Source organism: Lachnoclostridium sp. An118 (assembly GCF_002160985.1).
GTDB lineage: Bacteria > Bacillota > Clostridia > Lachnospirales > Lachnospiraceae > Claveliimonas > Claveliimonas stercoravium.
This window is the reverse complement of the sequence record NZ_NFLQ01000002.1, coordinates 189,712-204,555: the sequence shown is the minus strand read 5'-3', so window position 1 is coordinate 204,555 and position 14,844 is coordinate 189,712. Positions and strand designations below refer to the sequence as shown.

14 protein-coding genes are annotated in these 14,844 nt (G+C 54.0%); 3 read left to right on the top strand and 11 right to left on the bottom strand.

The genetic code is table 11. From position 1 onward, the window contains the following. Positions 1-29 precede the first annotated feature (29 nt). Positions 30-1,955 carry an oxidoreductase gene (locus tag B5E62_RS02675; RefSeq protein ID WP_076777250.1) on the bottom strand — a complete coding sequence of 642 codons (1,926 nt, stop codon included), beginning with the start codon at positions 1,953-1,955 and terminating at the stop codon, positions 30-32. 200 nt (positions 1,956-2,155) lie between these two features. After that, positions 2,156-2,995: a sugar phosphate isomerase/epimerase family protein gene (locus B5E62_RS02670; RefSeq protein ID WP_076777249.1), complete on the bottom strand. Its 840-nt coding sequence runs from the start codon at positions 2,993-2,995 to the stop codon at positions 2,156-2,158. A gap of 193 nt (positions 2,996-3,188) precedes the next feature. Here B5E62_RS02670 and B5E62_RS02665 point away from each other — a divergent pair, with 193 nt between their 5' ends. After that, a complete protein-coding gene (locus tag B5E62_RS02665; protein WP_087173199.1) occupies positions 3,189-4,076 on the top strand; it encodes a LysR family transcriptional regulator in 888 nt (295 codons plus the stop codon). Positions 4,077-4,357: 281 nt separating this feature from the next. On the opposite strand, the gene B5E62_RS02660 is transcribed toward B5E62_RS02665, so the two are convergent. The 4 genes from B5E62_RS02660 to B5E62_RS02645 form a co-directional block, all read right to left on the bottom strand. Next, entirely contained in the window at positions 4,358-5,368 is a 1,011-nt protein-coding gene (locus B5E62_RS02660) for an NAD(P)H-dependent glycerol-3-phosphate dehydrogenase (protein WP_087173198.1), read from the bottom strand. Positions 5,369-5,470: 102 nt separating this feature from the next. Next, entirely contained in the window at positions 5,471-6,115 is a 645-nt protein-coding gene (gene plsY, locus B5E62_RS02655) for a glycerol-3-phosphate 1-O-acyltransferase PlsY (protein ID WP_087173262.1), read from the bottom strand. Between the two features lie 5 nt (positions 6,116-6,120). Next, complete coding sequence (der, locus tag B5E62_RS02650; protein ID WP_087173197.1) at positions 6,121-7,449, bottom strand: ribosome biogenesis GTPase Der; 1,329 nt, start codon at positions 7,447-7,449, stop codon at positions 6,121-6,123. A 60-nt stretch (positions 7,450-7,509) separates the two neighbouring features. Beyond that, entirely contained in the window at positions 7,510-8,823 is a 1,314-nt protein-coding gene (locus tag B5E62_RS02645) for a DUF512 domain-containing protein (RefSeq protein ID WP_087173196.1), read from the bottom strand. Between the two features lie 121 nt (positions 8,824-8,944). On the opposite strand from B5E62_RS02645, the gene B5E62_RS02640 reads away from it, so the two are divergent. After that, positions 8,945-10,132, top strand: coding sequence for a ribose-phosphate pyrophosphokinase (locus tag B5E62_RS02640; RefSeq protein ID WP_087173195.1), 1,188 nt, complete (start codon positions 8,945-8,947; stop codon positions 10,130-10,132). Positions 10,133-10,231: 99 nt separating this feature from the next. Here the strand turns inward: B5E62_RS02640 and B5E62_RS02635 are convergent, their stop codons facing one another. The 3 genes from B5E62_RS02635 to B5E62_RS02625 are packed head-to-tail and all read right to left on the bottom strand — an operon-like array spanning position 10,232 to position 12,476. After that, entirely contained in the window at positions 10,232-10,756 is a 525-nt protein-coding gene (locus B5E62_RS02635) for a hypothetical protein (protein ID WP_087173261.1), read from the bottom strand. Between the two features lie 46 nt (positions 10,757-10,802). Beyond that, on the bottom strand, positions 10,803-11,807 hold the full coding sequence (gene trpS, locus B5E62_RS02630) for a tryptophan--tRNA ligase (RefSeq protein ID WP_087173194.1): 1,005 nt from the start codon (positions 11,805-11,807) through the stop codon (positions 10,803-10,805). A gap of 33 nt (positions 11,808-11,840) precedes the next feature. Then, positions 11,841-12,476: a histidine phosphatase family protein gene (locus B5E62_RS02625; RefSeq protein WP_087173193.1), complete on the bottom strand. Its 636-nt coding sequence runs from the start codon at positions 12,474-12,476 to the stop codon at positions 11,841-11,843. A 409-nt stretch (positions 12,477-12,885) separates the two neighbouring features. On the opposite strand from B5E62_RS02625, the gene B5E62_RS02620 reads away from it, so the two are divergent. Beyond that, entirely contained in the window at positions 12,886-13,365 is a 480-nt protein-coding gene (locus B5E62_RS02620; RefSeq protein WP_087173192.1) for an S-ribosylhomocysteine lyase, read from the top strand. Between the two features lie 91 nt (positions 13,366-13,456). Here B5E62_RS02620 and B5E62_RS02615 read toward each other — a convergent pair whose 3' ends face one another. Continuing rightward, positions 13,457-14,080 carry a DUF5662 family protein gene (locus B5E62_RS02615; RefSeq protein WP_242957693.1) on the bottom strand — a complete coding sequence of 208 codons (624 nt, stop codon included), beginning with the start codon at positions 14,078-14,080 and terminating at the stop codon, positions 13,457-13,459. A gap of 84 nt (positions 14,081-14,164) precedes the next feature. Further along, positions 14,165-14,842: a TraX family protein gene (locus tag B5E62_RS02610; RefSeq protein ID WP_087173191.1), complete on the bottom strand. Its 678-nt coding sequence runs from the start codon at positions 14,840-14,842 to the stop codon at positions 14,165-14,167. Positions 14,843-14,844 lie beyond the last annotated feature (2 nt).

The window sequence follows — 14,844 nt, the reverse complement described above, 5'->3', positions numbered from 1 at the left end:
TCTTGCACTGTGCCTCTGCCCTGCTCCGCTTAGATCTGGATCGCGGCTGCGTAGGCTTCTTTTGTGGCGTCCAGAGCTCTTCTTGCCCTTGTGGCGTCACCGATCACATAGACTTCCTGTCCAAGCTCTTCCAGCTGCTCGGCAAAAGGATTGTAGTTTCTGAATCCCATGGAAAGGACAACAGAGTCAAATCCTCTCACTTCATGCATGGTTCCGTCCGGGGACTCATATGCCACGCCGTCCTCATAGAACTTGCATACCTTTGCGTTTGTGATCTGTTTGATATCATAATTCTTAAAGTCTTCCATAAGGAATACTCTGTGCTCGTGGATCACGTCAGCGCCCACTGTGTCGCGGAACTCGATGACTGTCACATCATGCTCCTGCTCTCCTAAGAAGGCAGCTGTCTCGCAGCCCACCATACCGCCGCCTACGACAAGGACTTTCTTGCCGGCAGCTCTCTTGCCGTCCAGCAGGTCGGAGCCGTGGATGATAGCCGGGTTGTCGATGCCCTCGATAGGAAGGATCAGTGTGCGGGAACCAGTTGACACGATCACTGCATCCGGTTTCTCTGCTTTCACAAAGTCCAGATCAACGGTTGTGTTTTTGTGGATCTTCACGCCGGCCTTCTCACATCTTACGATGTAGCTGCGGATCATGTTTGTGATGTCACCTTTTCCGGGCGGGTAAGCAGCCAGACGCATATTTCCGCCCAGTCTGTCTGTGCTCTCGTACAGAGACACATCATGTCCTCTCTCCGCTGCGATAAAAGCTGCGCACATGCCGGCCACACCGCCGCCGATGACCATGACTTTCTTGGATTTCTCAGCCTTTTTCAGGCCCTCTGCCTCATGGCCCAGGAAGGGGTTTACAAGACAGCAGATCGGCTCGCCTTTGTACATGTTTGCCACACATCCCTGGAGACATGCGATACAGGGGAACATATCCTCCAGCTTATCGTTCATGGCCTTCTCAGGCATGCGGGGATCTGCCAGTGACTGGCGTCCGAAAGCCACCAGGTCCGCACGTCCTTCTCTTACCATCAGCTCTGCGAAATAGGGCTCTGTGTAGCGTCCCACTGTGATGACCGGGATGGACACAGCCTTTTTGATCTCTGTCACAAGGTCAGCGGAAAATCCTGCATGTACAGCTGTTGGAGCCCACATATACTCGTCTTTGATATGCACGGCACGGGATACATGAAGTCCCTCCACGCCGCAGTCTTCCAGGTATGCTGCGATGGCTGCGCTGTCATGTACGTCATCCCCGCCTTCCACTTCGTCGGAGCTGTTGATGCGGGCCAGGATGGCAACTTTGCCGCCCACTCTTCTCTTTACTTCCTCCACGATCAGGCGCGGGAAGCGCATCCTGTTCTCAAAGTTTCCGCCGAATTCATCGGTACGCTTGTTGGTTCTCGGGGAAATGAAAGAATTCACAAGGTAGCCGTGAGCCATATGGATCTCCACCGCGTCGGCTCCGCCCTTCATGGCGCGCTCAGCGGCATCGCCGTAGCCTTTTACCAGCTCATATACTGTCTCTGTCGGCACCTCCACCGGTGTGTCCTTTCCATATACAGAAGGGATGGCAGAAGCTGCCACGATCGGTGCGCCTGCGTTCACCGCATTTCCCTCCGGGCCTGCGTTCTGCAGCTGGATGGAGACCTTTGCCCCCTCAGCGTGACAGGCATCTGTGATCTTCTTCAGGCTCTCAATGCTGTTGTCATCATAGAGACAAGGCTTTCTCGGTCCGCCTTTTGCGTTGTTGTGTACCACTGTCGCCTCAATAGTGATCAGTCCGAACTGTCCTTTTGCCCTCTCTGCGTAGTAGGCAACAGACTGGTCGCTCCATGTTCCGTCCGTGTTGGCAAAGTTATTGCCCATGGGCGGAACAACAAAGCGGTTTTTTACTGTCATAGGTCCAACCTGGATCGGGGAGAACATTGTCCTAAATTTCATAATTTTTTCCTCACTCTCAACTATTCATATTTTCACTTACGGTTATTCTGACAGGTTTTTATCATTCCCGTCACTTTTTTAACACTCTTTGGCTGCGCACATCGGACTTATCTCTCCGATCATACGTAACCTCGAAATCGTGACGCGCAAGTCAAAAAGATAAGTCCGAATGTCTGCGTTACTGTTTCCTTTTATTCTTCTTAGTCCTCAACCATTTCCGGCCATGCTTCTTTTAACACTTTTTCTGTGTTTTCATATGTATAAGCAGCAGCCTCTTTCAGTCCTCTTGAAAGGATCTCATCAGAGATGACTTCCACACCGATAACCTTCGGGTCAACTCCGGCATCCTTGATCATCTTCACGAAACCAGCTGTGTCTTTCGCGCCTGTTCCGGGAGCGAGACGGTCATGCATGGACTCATCTCTCAGGATGGATTTTGCATACGGTCTGTCATAGGCATCGTTGATCTGGATGGAGATGACTTTCTTCGCCATCTCCTCTGTCAGGATGTCGTATGGCTGATCTGCTCTTACCCAGTGCCATGTATCCAGGATCATGTATGCGTTCTCAGCGCCGGAGGCTTTCACTACATCCCATGCTTTTTTCAGATCCGGGATTCCGCTGTAGGGCATTGGCTCTACGCCGATGATCCGCTTGCCGGCTCTGTGGCAGAGCTCTTTTAATTTCTGTGCTGTGTGCTCAACAGAGTAGTTTTCCATCAGTCCGCAGTTGATGTGGTTCACGCCGAACAGATCGCACATGTGGAAGCACATCTGCTCTTTGTATTTCTGCTCGTAGGAACGGTTGTCCTCTGCCCACTGCACGATATACTCAACCTCTGTCACCTTCATGCCGTGCTTGTCAAGGATTGCCAGGATGTCCTCATCATAGAGTCCCTCGTTCAGCGCATCCACGTATGTCTCTGCGCGAAGGCCGATACCCTCGTATCCTGCTTCTTTTGCAGCGATTACACGATCCTCAAATTTGCACTGGTCGCCTAATGTCCATGAGCTGACTGTGATTGGATTTTTCTTTGACATAGTTTTTTCTCCTTCCGTTGTTAAAATTGAACACTTCTCTCACTTTTTCTTCGTTCAATCTTGTGATATTTACTATGCCTTTATTATATTCTATTGTTAAAATAAAAACAAATTCATAATATAGCACGAATTCATAGAAACTATTTATAGTTTGTGATAAAATATATCCAATATATACACAGGAGGAACCTCGATGAACCTATATCATTTACGGTATTTTGTGACCCTCGCCCATCTGGAGCACTACACAAGGGCAGCGGAGCTGCTGTCTATCACACAGCCCAGCCTCAGCCACGCCATCTCGTCTCTGGAAAGCGAGCTTGGGGTAAAGCTGTTCGAAAAGGAGGGGCGCAATGTCGTCCTGACCAAGTGCGGGCAGGCCTTTCTCGAGGATGTGGAGCAGTCTCTGAGCATTCTGGACTCCAGTGTAAACAAGCTGCAGATGACGGGCAGCGGCGAGGGGCAGATCGACATCGCCATGCTGCGCACGCTGAGCACACAGCTCGTCCCCGGCCTGGTGCGGGACTATCTAAAGGAACATCCAAAACAGAACATTGATTTCCGCTTTCACAACTCCACCGGCCTTACGCCGGACATGATCGAGGGGCTGAAGAACCGGAAGTACGATATCGCCTTCTGCTCAAAAATGGAAAACGAGCCGTCTATTGAGTTCGTTCCCGTCGCCAAGCAGGAGCTGGTCCTGATCGTTCCCAACGGCCATCCGCTGTGCACCCGGGATGAGATAGACCTGGCCGACACGCTTCCCTATCCCCATATTGGTTTTTCCCGGCGGAGCGGTCTGCGCCCCATCATCGACAGGCTGTTCAAGGAGTGCAAAGGCCAGCCCCAGTATACTTACGAGGTAGAGGAGGACCAGGCTGTGGCAGGTCTTGTGTCCGCCGGCTTCGGCATCGCTGTGGTGCCCCACATGGCTCTCCTTGCCTACATGCCGGTGCAGATCATCCGCATCGTCAATCCCACCTGGGAGCGGATGTTCTACATGTGCACCCTGAAGGACGTGTACCAGGCGCCCGCCATCAACGACTTCAAAGACTTCGTCAGGCGGCACGCAACTGTTTAATAGGGGACGTAATCCTTTTAAAAAGTATTACGTCCGGAATCACTTTAACTGGTGTGTAATTGTGTAAACCCACAACTATCTTTTTACACATTTCCCATAAAAAGTGATGATTTATCTGTCAAAAAAGCGAGAGCCTCTTCCGTAAAACACGGGAGAAACTCTCGCTTTTTCTTTATGATCCGTCAAACGAAACCAAACACTGCATTGGTTCATCTGACACAATTACACACCAGTTGGTTTAAATCCGGACGTAACACTTTTGAAGAATATTACGTCCCCATTTAGCTCCACGGCTTCGCATTGTGCTCTGCCTTCCCCTCGCGCATCATCAGGTCGTAGACTGCTTCCCTTGCATCCTTCCCCTCAAAGAGGATGGCATTGACCTGCTCGATGATAGGAAGATCCACACCGTATTTCTTTCCGAGGGCTACAGCGGCTTTTGTGGAGTAAACGCCCTCCACCACCATCTTCACCTCGTCCATGGCCTCCTGCATGGTCTTGCCCTGCCCCATCAGGTAGCCGGCCTTCCGGTTCCGGCTGTGGACACTGGCGCAGGTCACGATCAGGTCGCCGATGCCAGTAAGTCCCATAAAGCTCTCCAGGGCTCCGCCCATCTTGACACCCAGGCGCGCGATCTCGTGGATGCCTCTCGTGATGAGGGCCGCCTTTGTGTTGTCCCCGTAGCCCAGTCCGTCCGCCATGCCCGCAGCCAAGGCGATGACATTTTTCAGGGACCCCCCCAGCTCAATGCCCAGGATATCCGGGCTTGTATAGACGCGGAACACCTCGTTCATGAACATCTCCTGGAGGTACTCTGCGGTCTCCTTTGTCTTTGCGCCCACAACCACACTTGTGGGGATCTGCCGTCCCACTTCTTCCGCATGGCTGGGTCCGGACAGGACAGCCACGTTTGCCTGAGGAATCTCCGCCTCGATCTGCTCGGAGAGAGTCATCAGTGTGGACTCCTCAATGCCCTTTGCCACATTCACCAGAAGCTGTCCCTCTTTGATGAAAGGGCGCATGCTTCTGGCCGTACTTCTCGTAAAAGTAGAGGGCACTGCCAGGACGACGAAATCCTTGTCCCTTACGGTCTTCTCCATGTCTGTGGTGAACTCCATATCCTCCGGAAGCTTCACACCGGGCAGCTTGCTCTTGTGCTCTCTCTCCCTGGAGAGCATCTCCACTTCCTCCTCATTGATGGACCAGACGGTCACCTCGTGTCCGTTCTTGTGTAGGAGCAGCGACAGGGCTGTCCCCCAGCTTCCGGCTCCCATGATCCCAACTTTTGCCATGATCTTCCTCCTTCCCGGCCCTTCCCGCTGCCGCGGGCGCAGCAGGACCGTATGTTCTTATATAGCATGTTCTTTTTATATCAACGGCTCGCATCGCCGTTCCTACTTACTCTTCCCCACGCTCAGCTTGTTCTCCGTGCCGTGCAGCAGCCGCCCGATATTGGCCCTGTGCTTGTAAAAGGCCGAGACGACCACAAGCGCCGCCAACACGTACATTTCAGTGAGATGGCTGCCGTCCACATGAAAGCCTCCCATCTGTCCGTACACCACCACACAGATAAAATATGTAACCACGACCACAAGGGAGCCTACGGACACGTACTTGGTGGCCGCCACGCTGCCAAGGAACACAGCCAGGCAGATCAGCATGATCCAGATATTCCATGTGGTGATGATGATGCCGGCCGTGACCGCAATACCCTTGCCGCCCTTAAACTTCATATAGAAGGGATAATTGTGCCCCAGGATGGCCCCAAGGCCCGCGTACTGGGACAGCACCGGCATGATGTCGCCGTGCGCTCCGCCAAATATCAGTCGCACCACCAGAACAGCGAACACGCATTTAAGACAGTCCCCAAGGAGGGTGATGACACCCGCCTTCCAGCCCATGGTCCGCAGGGCGTTGGTGGTCCCCGCATTTCCGCTTCCCTTTGTCCGTATATCAATATGCTGCGTCTTTCCGTACAGATATCCGGTCTGGATGAGCCCGAAGGCATAGCCGATGGCCAGACAAATGACTCGTTCTATCATGATCACTGCTCCTTCTCCTTCCGCTGGCGGATAAAGAATTTAAGAGATGTCCCCTTAAACCCAAAGGCCTCCCGGATTTTATTTTCCAGATACCTGGTGTATGAAAAATGCATCAGCTCCTTGTCATTGACAAAGATGACAAAGGTGGGGGGCTTCACTGCCACCTGGGTGATATAGAAGAGCTTCAGCCTCTTTCCCTTGTCCGAGGGGGGCTGCTGCATGGCCACAGCCTCCATCATGATCTCGTTGAGGACACCTGTCGGCACCCGCAGGGTCTGGTTCTGGATGACCATATCGATCTTTTCAAACAGCTTGGGAAGCCTCTGGCCGCTCTTGGCTGACACATACATGATCTCTGCGTAGGGCATGAAGGAGAGGACCTGGCGCACCTTGCTCTCATACTCCCGCATGGTCTTGTCGTTCTTCTCGATGGCATCCCACTTGTTCACCACGATGATGATGCCCTTGCCCCTCTCGTGGGCAATGCCCGCGATCTTGGCGTCCTGCTCCGTGACTCCCTCCGTGGCATCGATGACCACAAGGACCACGTCCGCCCGCTCCACAGCCGTCACTGTGCGGATGATGCTGTACCGCTCCAGCTCCTCCTTTATCTTGTTCTTCCGGCGGAGCCCCGCTGTATCTATGAACACGTACTCTTTCCCATCGTGGACCACCTCCGTGTCAATGGCATCCCTGGTAGTTCCTGCGATATCGGACACGATCACCCTCTGCTCCCCAAGGAGCTTGTTGATGATGGAGGATTTCCCCACATTGGGCTTTCCTACGATGGCCACCCGGGGCCGCTCGTCCTCCTCCTCTTCCCCTGCATGCTCCGGGAAATGAGCGATCAGAGCGTCCAGCATATCTCCCAGTCCCAGCCTGGAGGAGGCGGAGATGGGAATGGGGTCCCCGATGCCCAGATTATAGAATTCATACACATCAGCCATAAATTTGTCAAAGCTGTCTACCTTGTTCACCACGAGGACTACCGGCTTCCCGGAACGCCGCAGCATATCCGCCACCTTGGCGTCCGCATCCTGCAGCCCCTGCCGCACATCTGTCAGGAAGAGAATGACATCCGCCGTGTCTATGGCGATCTGTGCCTGCTCCCGCATCTGGGAGAGGATGATATCCCTGCTCTCCGGCTCGATCCCCCCCGTATCTATCAGCGTAAACTCCCGGTCCAGCCATGACACGTCCGCGTAAATGCGGTCCCGGGTCACCCCCGGCGTGTCCTTTACGATAGAGATCTTCTCACCGGCCAGCACGTTAAACAAAGTGGATTTCCCCACATTTGGCCGCCCCACGACGGCCACCACTGGTTTGCTCATATTGGTCTCCTTTTCACTCTATTGCTTATCTGTTCCCCGGCCGTCAGACAGCCGGTTTTCCTATCGTTGTCTCAGAACGGCATCAATAAAATCCTGCCCGCTTGATTTTACAATATCTATCTCGGATTGTAAAGCATCTTTCAGCTCATCGAGGGTCATGTCATCCAGGAAGACCTCCTCCTGGCTGCGGAACATGTTGCAGGGAAGGAGCAGCGCCTTTCCCAGCTTCTTTCCGGACAGCTGCTCCTTCAGGTCCTGTCCGGTGACAAGCCCCGCCACGGTGATCCTCTCCCCGAAAAAACGGTTCTCTATCTGGTAGGTGTGTATCACTGTCCCGGGATACCGGCTCTTCAGCTTCTCCGCCATGCTGCATATGAGGGGGTAGGCCAGCTTCCCGGTTGCCACGGACACCTCCCGGGGCATCTCATCGCCGGGGAGCTTCTCAAACGCCTCCCTGAACTCATCTTCCAGGAGCCGCATCATCCCCACGCCGTTCTCCAGCTGCAGATACCCATCGTACCGCTCCTGTGGCGGCATATCCTCCCCGGCCAGCAGATACCACTCATCCCCGGCATGGATAAAATGAGTCCCCCACTTTTCGTACAGTTCATCCTGCCAGCGGCGGACCACCTCCAGCACCTTTCGGGCATCCTCCGGGGTGAAGGGCTCCAGCGGATACAGGCCATCCCTGTATCTCGTCAGCCCCACCGGTACCACGGAGACGCTCTGCAGATAGGGCAGATACCCCGCCAGATCCCGGATACTCCTCTCCAGCTCCTCCCCGTCATTGATGCCCCGGCAGAGGACGATCTGGCCGTTCATCTCAATTCCCGCCTCATAGAGCCTGTCCACCTTCCTCAGCGCCTCCCCGGCAAACCGGTTGTGGAGCATCTGACAGCGCAGCTCCGGGTTCGTCGTGTGGAAGGAAATGTTGATAGGCTCCAGGTGATACCGGATGATCCTGTCAATGTCATGGTCGCTCATATTGGTCAGCGTCACATAGTTTCCCTGCAGAAAGGAGAGTCTTGAGTCGTCGTCTTTGAAGTAGAGCGTGTCCCGCATCCCCTTCGGCATCTGGTCGATAAAGCAGAAAATACATTTATTTCTGCAGGAGCGGTACTCATCCATGAGTCCCTGCTCAAACTCGATCCCCAGGTCCTCCTCATAGTCCTTCTCGATCTCCAGCTCCCACTCTTCCCCGTCCGGCTTCTCTATAGTAAGCACAAGCTGCTCGTCATTGACGTAAAAATGATAGTCAAAGACATCCTCTATCTCCTGGTCATTGATGGATAAAAGGACATCCCCCTTCTCTATGCCCAGCTCCTCTGCAATACTGCCGGGCTCTATGCTCTTGATGATATGTCTGTGTGCCATATAAAATACCTCTATCGCTTCTTATCTAATAAAGTATAACATATTTTGACCGATCAGTTGACCATTTTACCACAAAAGTGCTATAAATAATAGGTGAAAAAATATATGACTGGAGGAACCTATGTCAGATTTAAAAGTACTGGAACGGACCCTGCCTGTGGCTCCCTTAAAGATCGCGGCTCTGGAGAGCTGCACGGAGCTTGGGAAAAAGGTAAATGACTATATCGTACAGTTTCGGAAGGATACTTCAAAGGAGGCTCTCAGCTCACCTGTCTTTTCTTCCTACCAGATGGACAACTACCTGATCGAGTGCCACTGTCCCCGCTTCGGAAGCGGCGAGGCAAAGGGGCTCATCAAGGAGACGGTCCGGGGAAAAGACCTCTTTGTGATGGTGGATGTGTGCAATTACAGCCTGACCTACTCTGTAAATGGCCACTTAAACCACATGTCTCCGGACGACCACTACCAGGACCTGAAACGCATCATCTCAGCAGCCAACGGAAAGGCCCACAGAGTCAATGTGCTGATGCCCTTCTTATATGAAAGCCGCCAGCACAAGCGCACGAAGCGGGAGTCTCTTGACTGTGCCATGGCTCTGCGGGAGCTGGTGGACATGGGGGTGTCCAACATCATGACCTTCGACGCCCATGACCCGAGAGTCCAGAACGCCATCCCCCTCATCGGCTTTGACAATTTCAACCCACCCTACCAGTTCATGAAGGCGCTCCTGCGGGCCGAGCCCGACCTGATACTGGACAAGGAGCACCTGATGATCGTCAGCCCGGACGAGGGCGCCATGCACAGAGCGGTCTACTTTTCCAATGTGCTCGGCGTGGAGATGGGCATGTTCTACAAGCGCCGCGATTACTCCACCATCGTGAACGGCAAAAATCCTATCGTGGCCCACGAATTCCTGGGCTCTGATGTCAAAGGCAAGGACCTGATCGTCGTGGACGACATGATCTCATCCGGCGAGAGCATGCTGGATGTTGCAAAGCAGCTGAAGGACAGAGGAGCTGCGAGAGTCTTCGTCTGCACCACCTTCGGGCTTTTCACCAACGGTATGGAAATCTTTGACGACTACTACAGCAAGGGCTATATCGACCACCTTATCACTACCAACCTTACTTATCTGCCGCCCGAGACGCTGAACAAGCCTTATTTCACTGTCGCGGACATGAGCAAGTTCATTGCGCTGATCATCGATTCTATGAACCACGACATCTCCATCGGAGCTGTCCTCGACCCGACCAAAAGGATACACGCTCTCCTCGAAAGACATAAGAAAGAGCTGGATGCAAAAAAATAGACGGACAAGCCCAAAAGCTCCCGGGACCGCGAACAACACATGTTCACTGCCCCGGGAGCTTTTCTTCCGGACTGTTTTCCACAGCCGCACACGGTCTGTCTATCTGCCTGCCGGCGCGAGCCGCTCACGCACCGCACTGTAGGCCCTGTCAAACTCCGGGTCATCTTTGCCCCCGCTCCTCGCGATCTCGTGCCTCTCCCCGCTCCTGTCCGTAAGGAACAGTGCCTTCTCGCCGCCTCGCCCAAGTCCAACCTCCACCTTGTCCATGTCGTCCAGGCGATAGATAAATACGTCATTTCGGAAGGAGAGGACATACTCTCTGGCCACGAGCAGGCGGAAGGCCGGCACCTCCACCGTGTCAGGCGCGATCAGCTGATTAAAAAAATCCGCCCTGTCTCCAATCCCCGACAGCTTTGCGCGAAGGGCCCGCTGGTTTCTCACATTCAGCACAGCCAGCAGGACGCCGGCCGCAGCCAGAGCCGCCCCGATGACCGGGCTGTTGAAGACAGCGATGAGGGCCGCAGCCAGAAGGCTGATCCAGATGATCATCCCTGTCCGCAGGCTCCTGGCCCTCTCCTCTATAAAATCATAATACTTCTGCTCCCCCGCAGTCTGTATTGCCATCCTGTAAGCCTCCATATCTCTTTTTTCTGTACTGTCTCATCCAGCTCTAGCGTACTCTCTCCGGAAATCCCACCTTCTTCTGCACCTTGCGCAGCGTCTTATTGGCGTAGTAGCCGGCCTTCTCTGCATTTTCCTTGATAATACCGTCAATATAGGCCTTGTCCTTTGTAAGCCTTGCCGCCTCATCCTGCAGAGGCTTAAGGACGGAAACAACAGACTCGCCCACAGCCATCTTAAAGTCGCCGTAGCCCCTGCCGTCAAACTCCTTCACCACTTCCTCCGGCGTCCTTCCGGTGCAGGCGCTGTAGATATTGATGAGGTTCTTGACGCCCGGCTGCTCGTCCCTGTAAAGGATCTGGGCCTCTGAGTCCGTCACAGCCCGCTTGCATTTGCGCATGATCGTATCCGGGTCATCCATGAGGTAAATGCTGGCATTGGGGTTTTCATCTGATTTGGACATCTTCTTTGCAGGGTCCTGGAGGCTCATGATCTTAGCCCCCACCTTTCCTATATAGGCCTCCGGGATAGTGAACACATCCCCGTAAATATTGTTGAACCTCTCCGCTATGTCTCTTGTGATCTCAAGGTGCTGCTTCTGGTCCACTCCCACGGGCACAACATCCGCCTGATAGAGGAGGATATCCGCCGCCATCAGCACCGGGTACGTGAACAGCCCGGCATTGATATTGTCCGCGTGCTTGGCCGCCTTGTCTTTAAACTGGGTCATCCGGTTCAGCTCGCCCATGTAGGTGAAGCAGTTCAGTATCCAGGCCAGCTCCGCATGTCCCGACACATGGGACTGGTAGTATATGCAGTTCTTCTTCGGGTCCAGTCCTGCCGCGATGTAGAGGATGAGGAGCGCTCTCGCCCTCCTGCGCAGGGTCGCCGGGTCCTGCCGCACCGTGATGGAGTGCATGTCCACCACGCTGTAGAAGCACTCGTACTCATCACTCAGTGTGACCCAGTTTTTCAGTGCTCCCAGATAGTTTCCAAGGGTCAGGTTTCCTGTTGCCTGCATCCCGCTGAATAATACTTTCTTGTCATTGATCATCTCTGTATCCTCCCATGTATCCTTCCATTTTTACTATTTTGCCCAGGGCTCTACCTTGTCCGTGTAGTACACCCTGTTTTCAGACAAAATGTGATATTCCCCGTCTTCACAGGCCACTTCCGTGACCGCACAGTTCTTGTGGACTCCCGTGCCCCAGTACCGGGAAAGAGGGGCCCTTCTGATGTAACAGAGCAGTCCTGCCAGGGCCGCTCCGTGTGTGGTGACAAGGATCTGCTTGTCCGCATAGGCGGGATTTCCGGCCAACTCCTCCAGGAATCCGCCTGTCCGTTCCCTCACCTGCGCAAAATCCTCTCCACCCTCCGGCGCCTCGTACCTGTCCGGGCCGTCAAAAAAGCGCCGGAACTCTTCCGGCAGCTCCCAGCCCTCACTGGAGCAGCATTTCCCCTCGTACACGCCAAAGGACATCTCCTCGATCCGCGGGTCCTCTATGATAGGAACGTCTCTTCCCTCCAGAATGATGCGAGCCGTCTCCTTTGCTCTAGAAAGAGGGCTTGTAAAGCATAGATCAAAGTGTACATCCGCAAGGCCCTTGGCTGTCTCCCTGGCAAGATGCCTCCCAAACGCATTGAGTGGAATGTCTGACTGTCCCTGTATCTTCCGCGCTTTATTCCAGTCCGTCTCTCCGTGGCGGACGATATATAATTTCATCTGTCATGCCTCCTCCGCTTCCTCGCCGTGCCTGCCGGCTCCGGCGACCGCTCTCTCGCCGTGCAGACACTTCGGCGAGCTTCGCTCCCCTCAGTGTCCCGGGCTTCGCCCTTCCGCTTCCTCGCCGTGCAGACACTTCGGCGAGCTTCGCTCCCCTCAGTGTCCCGGGCTTCGCCCTATGAAAAGAAAAAGCGGCAGTCTCGCCTGCAAGCAGCCGGCCTGCCATTTTTTCTTTTCGCACGGCTCAGTGCCTACCTGCACATTATACCACACCTGTGTTGTTTTTCCATAAGAAAATCTAAAAGGTTTCTCAGGAATGTATTCAAAATCGCCGGAAAAAGTGGTAGGCTAAGATGTAGGGCTGCCTTCAGCCCTCTCGGACAACATGATTTGGAAAGGATGATTTATCATGGAAAAGATCACAAGCTTCACTATTGACCACATAAAACTGGTCCCGGGCGTGTATGTTTCCAGAAAGGACATGGCCGGCGACTGTGTGGTGACTACCTTTGACCTGCGCATGACAAGCCCCAACGATGAGCCGGTCATGAACACGGCGGAGGTACACACCATCGAACATCTGGGCGCCACCTTCCTCAGGAATGACCCGGATTTCAAGGACAGGGTCCTCTATTTTGGCCCCATGGGCTGCCGCACCGGCTTCTACCTCCTGCTGTCCGGTGACTATGGATCAAAGGACATTGTCCCGCTCATGAAAAAGATGTTCTCCTTTATCGCGGGATTTGAGGGGGAGGTACCGGGCGCGTCACCGAAAGACTGCGGAAATTATCTGGACATGAACCTTCCCATGGCAAAATACCTGGCAAAAAGATATTTAAAAGAGGTGCTGGAGGGGATCACCGAAGAAAGGCTGGTCTACCCAAAGTAGGCTGTCCGCTGCCTCAGACACCAACGATAAAGGAAGAGGTGCCCGCTCTGACGGCTCCTCTTCCTCTGTTCTGTATATCCCTTATTTCCTTCTACCAGTTCCAGCTCTTCTCCGCTTTGCGGGAGGGCTTTTTATCCCCCGCGCCCTCCTCCGGCTCCCACCTTCTGTTGTAGGGGAAATCCTTCTTCAGCACCACGTTTCGGATGTAGGCATAGGTTTTCTCCTCTCCGTCCCGGGCCAGACGCTTCAGAAGGTCATGGAGGAGCTCCGCTGTCTCAGGGTGTATCATCTTTCCCAGCATAGCCGCTCCCTGCTCATAATACCGAAGCGGGTGCCAGTCCTCGTACTTGTCCCCCTGATAGGTCTTGGATGCCGATATCCGGTCCACGAACATCTCCGCCACATACCGGGCCGGCATCTTCATGCCAATGATGCCGTCCTCTTTTTTCATCCCGTAATCGATCCAGTATTCATAGTGGTGCTTGTTCCGCCCCTTGTGGTGAAGCCAGGCGGAAGAATAGCCCTTCGCCTCCCTCTCCGCATTGTTGGGGCTTCTCGTCCCCTGATAGTACCTGCAGCCCACCAGGAACTCGGCGGGCGAGTACTTGGACATGTCGTGGAGCAGTCCCTGTCTGTACAGCCCCAGCTTAAAGCATCCCTTCATGACAAGGATCTTGTGATGAGTGATCGTGCGCAAATGTCTCCATGCCTTCATCTTCTTATACTTCCTTCTCAAAAATACTTCCTTCTCAAAAACAGCAGCCCCTCAGGAGCGCTTCCTCCCCGGGCTCATCCCCGGTCATCTCAGGTCCCGCAGCATACAGAGCAGGAGCAGGTGCGCGGGATAAAACACATAGAAAAAATATTTCAGGCTCCGCCCCTTTTTCCCATTGTACAGGCCGATAGGGATCACGGCCAGCGCCCCGAAGCGCTGTACGGATGACTGCCACAGGAAATTCCACAGCCCGGCAAGGGCCAGCCCGGCAAAGGGCCGCATCCGTCCCACATAAAAGACCAGGACAAGAAGGACTCCCCGAAAGCCATAATCCGTCCCCAGCGCCTCCGCGGCCCACATAGCGATAAAGATTTCCAGGATGCGCTCCGGCCACTCCCGGCTGCGCTCCAGCACAGCCATCAGGGCCACGCTGATAAATAGGGTAAAAAAAACATTCTGCCGCTTCGGATACCAGCATGTCTGGAAAAAGGCCAGGTCAAAGGGGATTTCCGACAAAACCGCAAAAATCCCCAGCCTGACAAGATATCTGTATATATCCCTTGTGTGGAAAAAGCCCTCCGTCAGCAGGAAAGCAAAGATCGGAAAGGCCAGCCTCCCAACGCAGATCCAGCTTTCCTCCCCGGGAAAGAGTACCCTCCCTGTGTGGTCGGCCGCCATGCACAGGATCGCTATACTCTTCAGGGAGAAGGAGTCAAACACAGAGGCTCTCCGGAGCAGCTCTCCGGCTTTTGTCCCCTCCATCT

Coding starts and splice junctions, on each gene's coding strand:
- B5E62_RS02635 (WP_087173261.1), bottom strand. CDS start 10,756: ATGGCAATACAGACTGCGGGGGAGCAGAAGTATTATGATTTTATAGAG.
- B5E62_RS02675 (WP_076777250.1), bottom strand. CDS start 1,955: ATGAAATTTAGGACAATGTTCTCCCCGATCCAGGTTGGACCTATGACA.
- B5E62_RS02670 (WP_076777249.1), bottom strand. CDS start 2,995: ATGTCAAAGAAAAATCCAATCACAGTCAGCTCATGGACATTAGGCGAC.
- B5E62_RS02610 (WP_087173191.1), bottom strand. CDS start 14,842: ATGGAGGGGACAAAAGCCGGAGAGCTGCTCCGGAGAGCCTCTGTGTTT.
- B5E62_RS02640 (WP_087173195.1), top strand. CDS start 8,945: ATGTCAGATTTAAAAGTACTGGAACGGACCCTGCCTGTGGCTCCCTTA.
- B5E62_RS02665 (WP_087173199.1), top strand. CDS start 3,189: ATGAACCTATATCATTTACGGTATTTTGTGACCCTCGCCCATCTGGAG.
- B5E62_RS02615 (WP_242957693.1), bottom strand. CDS start 14,080: ATGAAGGCATGGAGACATTTGCGCACGATCACTCATCACAAGATCCTT.
- B5E62_RS02620 (WP_087173192.1), top strand. CDS start 12,886: ATGGAAAAGATCACAAGCTTCACTATTGACCACATAAAACTGGTCCCG.
- B5E62_RS02625 (WP_087173193.1), bottom strand. CDS start 12,476: ATGAAATTATATATCGTCCGCCACGGAGAGACGGACTGGAATAAAGCG.
- trpS (WP_087173194.1), bottom strand. CDS start 11,807: ATGATCAATGACAAGAAAGTATTATTCAGCGGGATGCAGGCAACAGGA.
- B5E62_RS02645 (WP_087173196.1), bottom strand. CDS start 8,823: ATGGCACACAGACATATCATCAAGAGCATAGAGCCCGGCAGTATTGCA.
- der (WP_087173197.1), bottom strand. CDS start 7,449: ATGAGCAAACCAGTGGTGGCCGTCGTGGGGCGGCCAAATGTGGGGAAA.
- B5E62_RS02660 (WP_087173198.1), bottom strand. CDS start 5,368: ATGGCAAAAGTTGGGATCATGGGAGCCGGAAGCTGGGGGACAGCCCTG.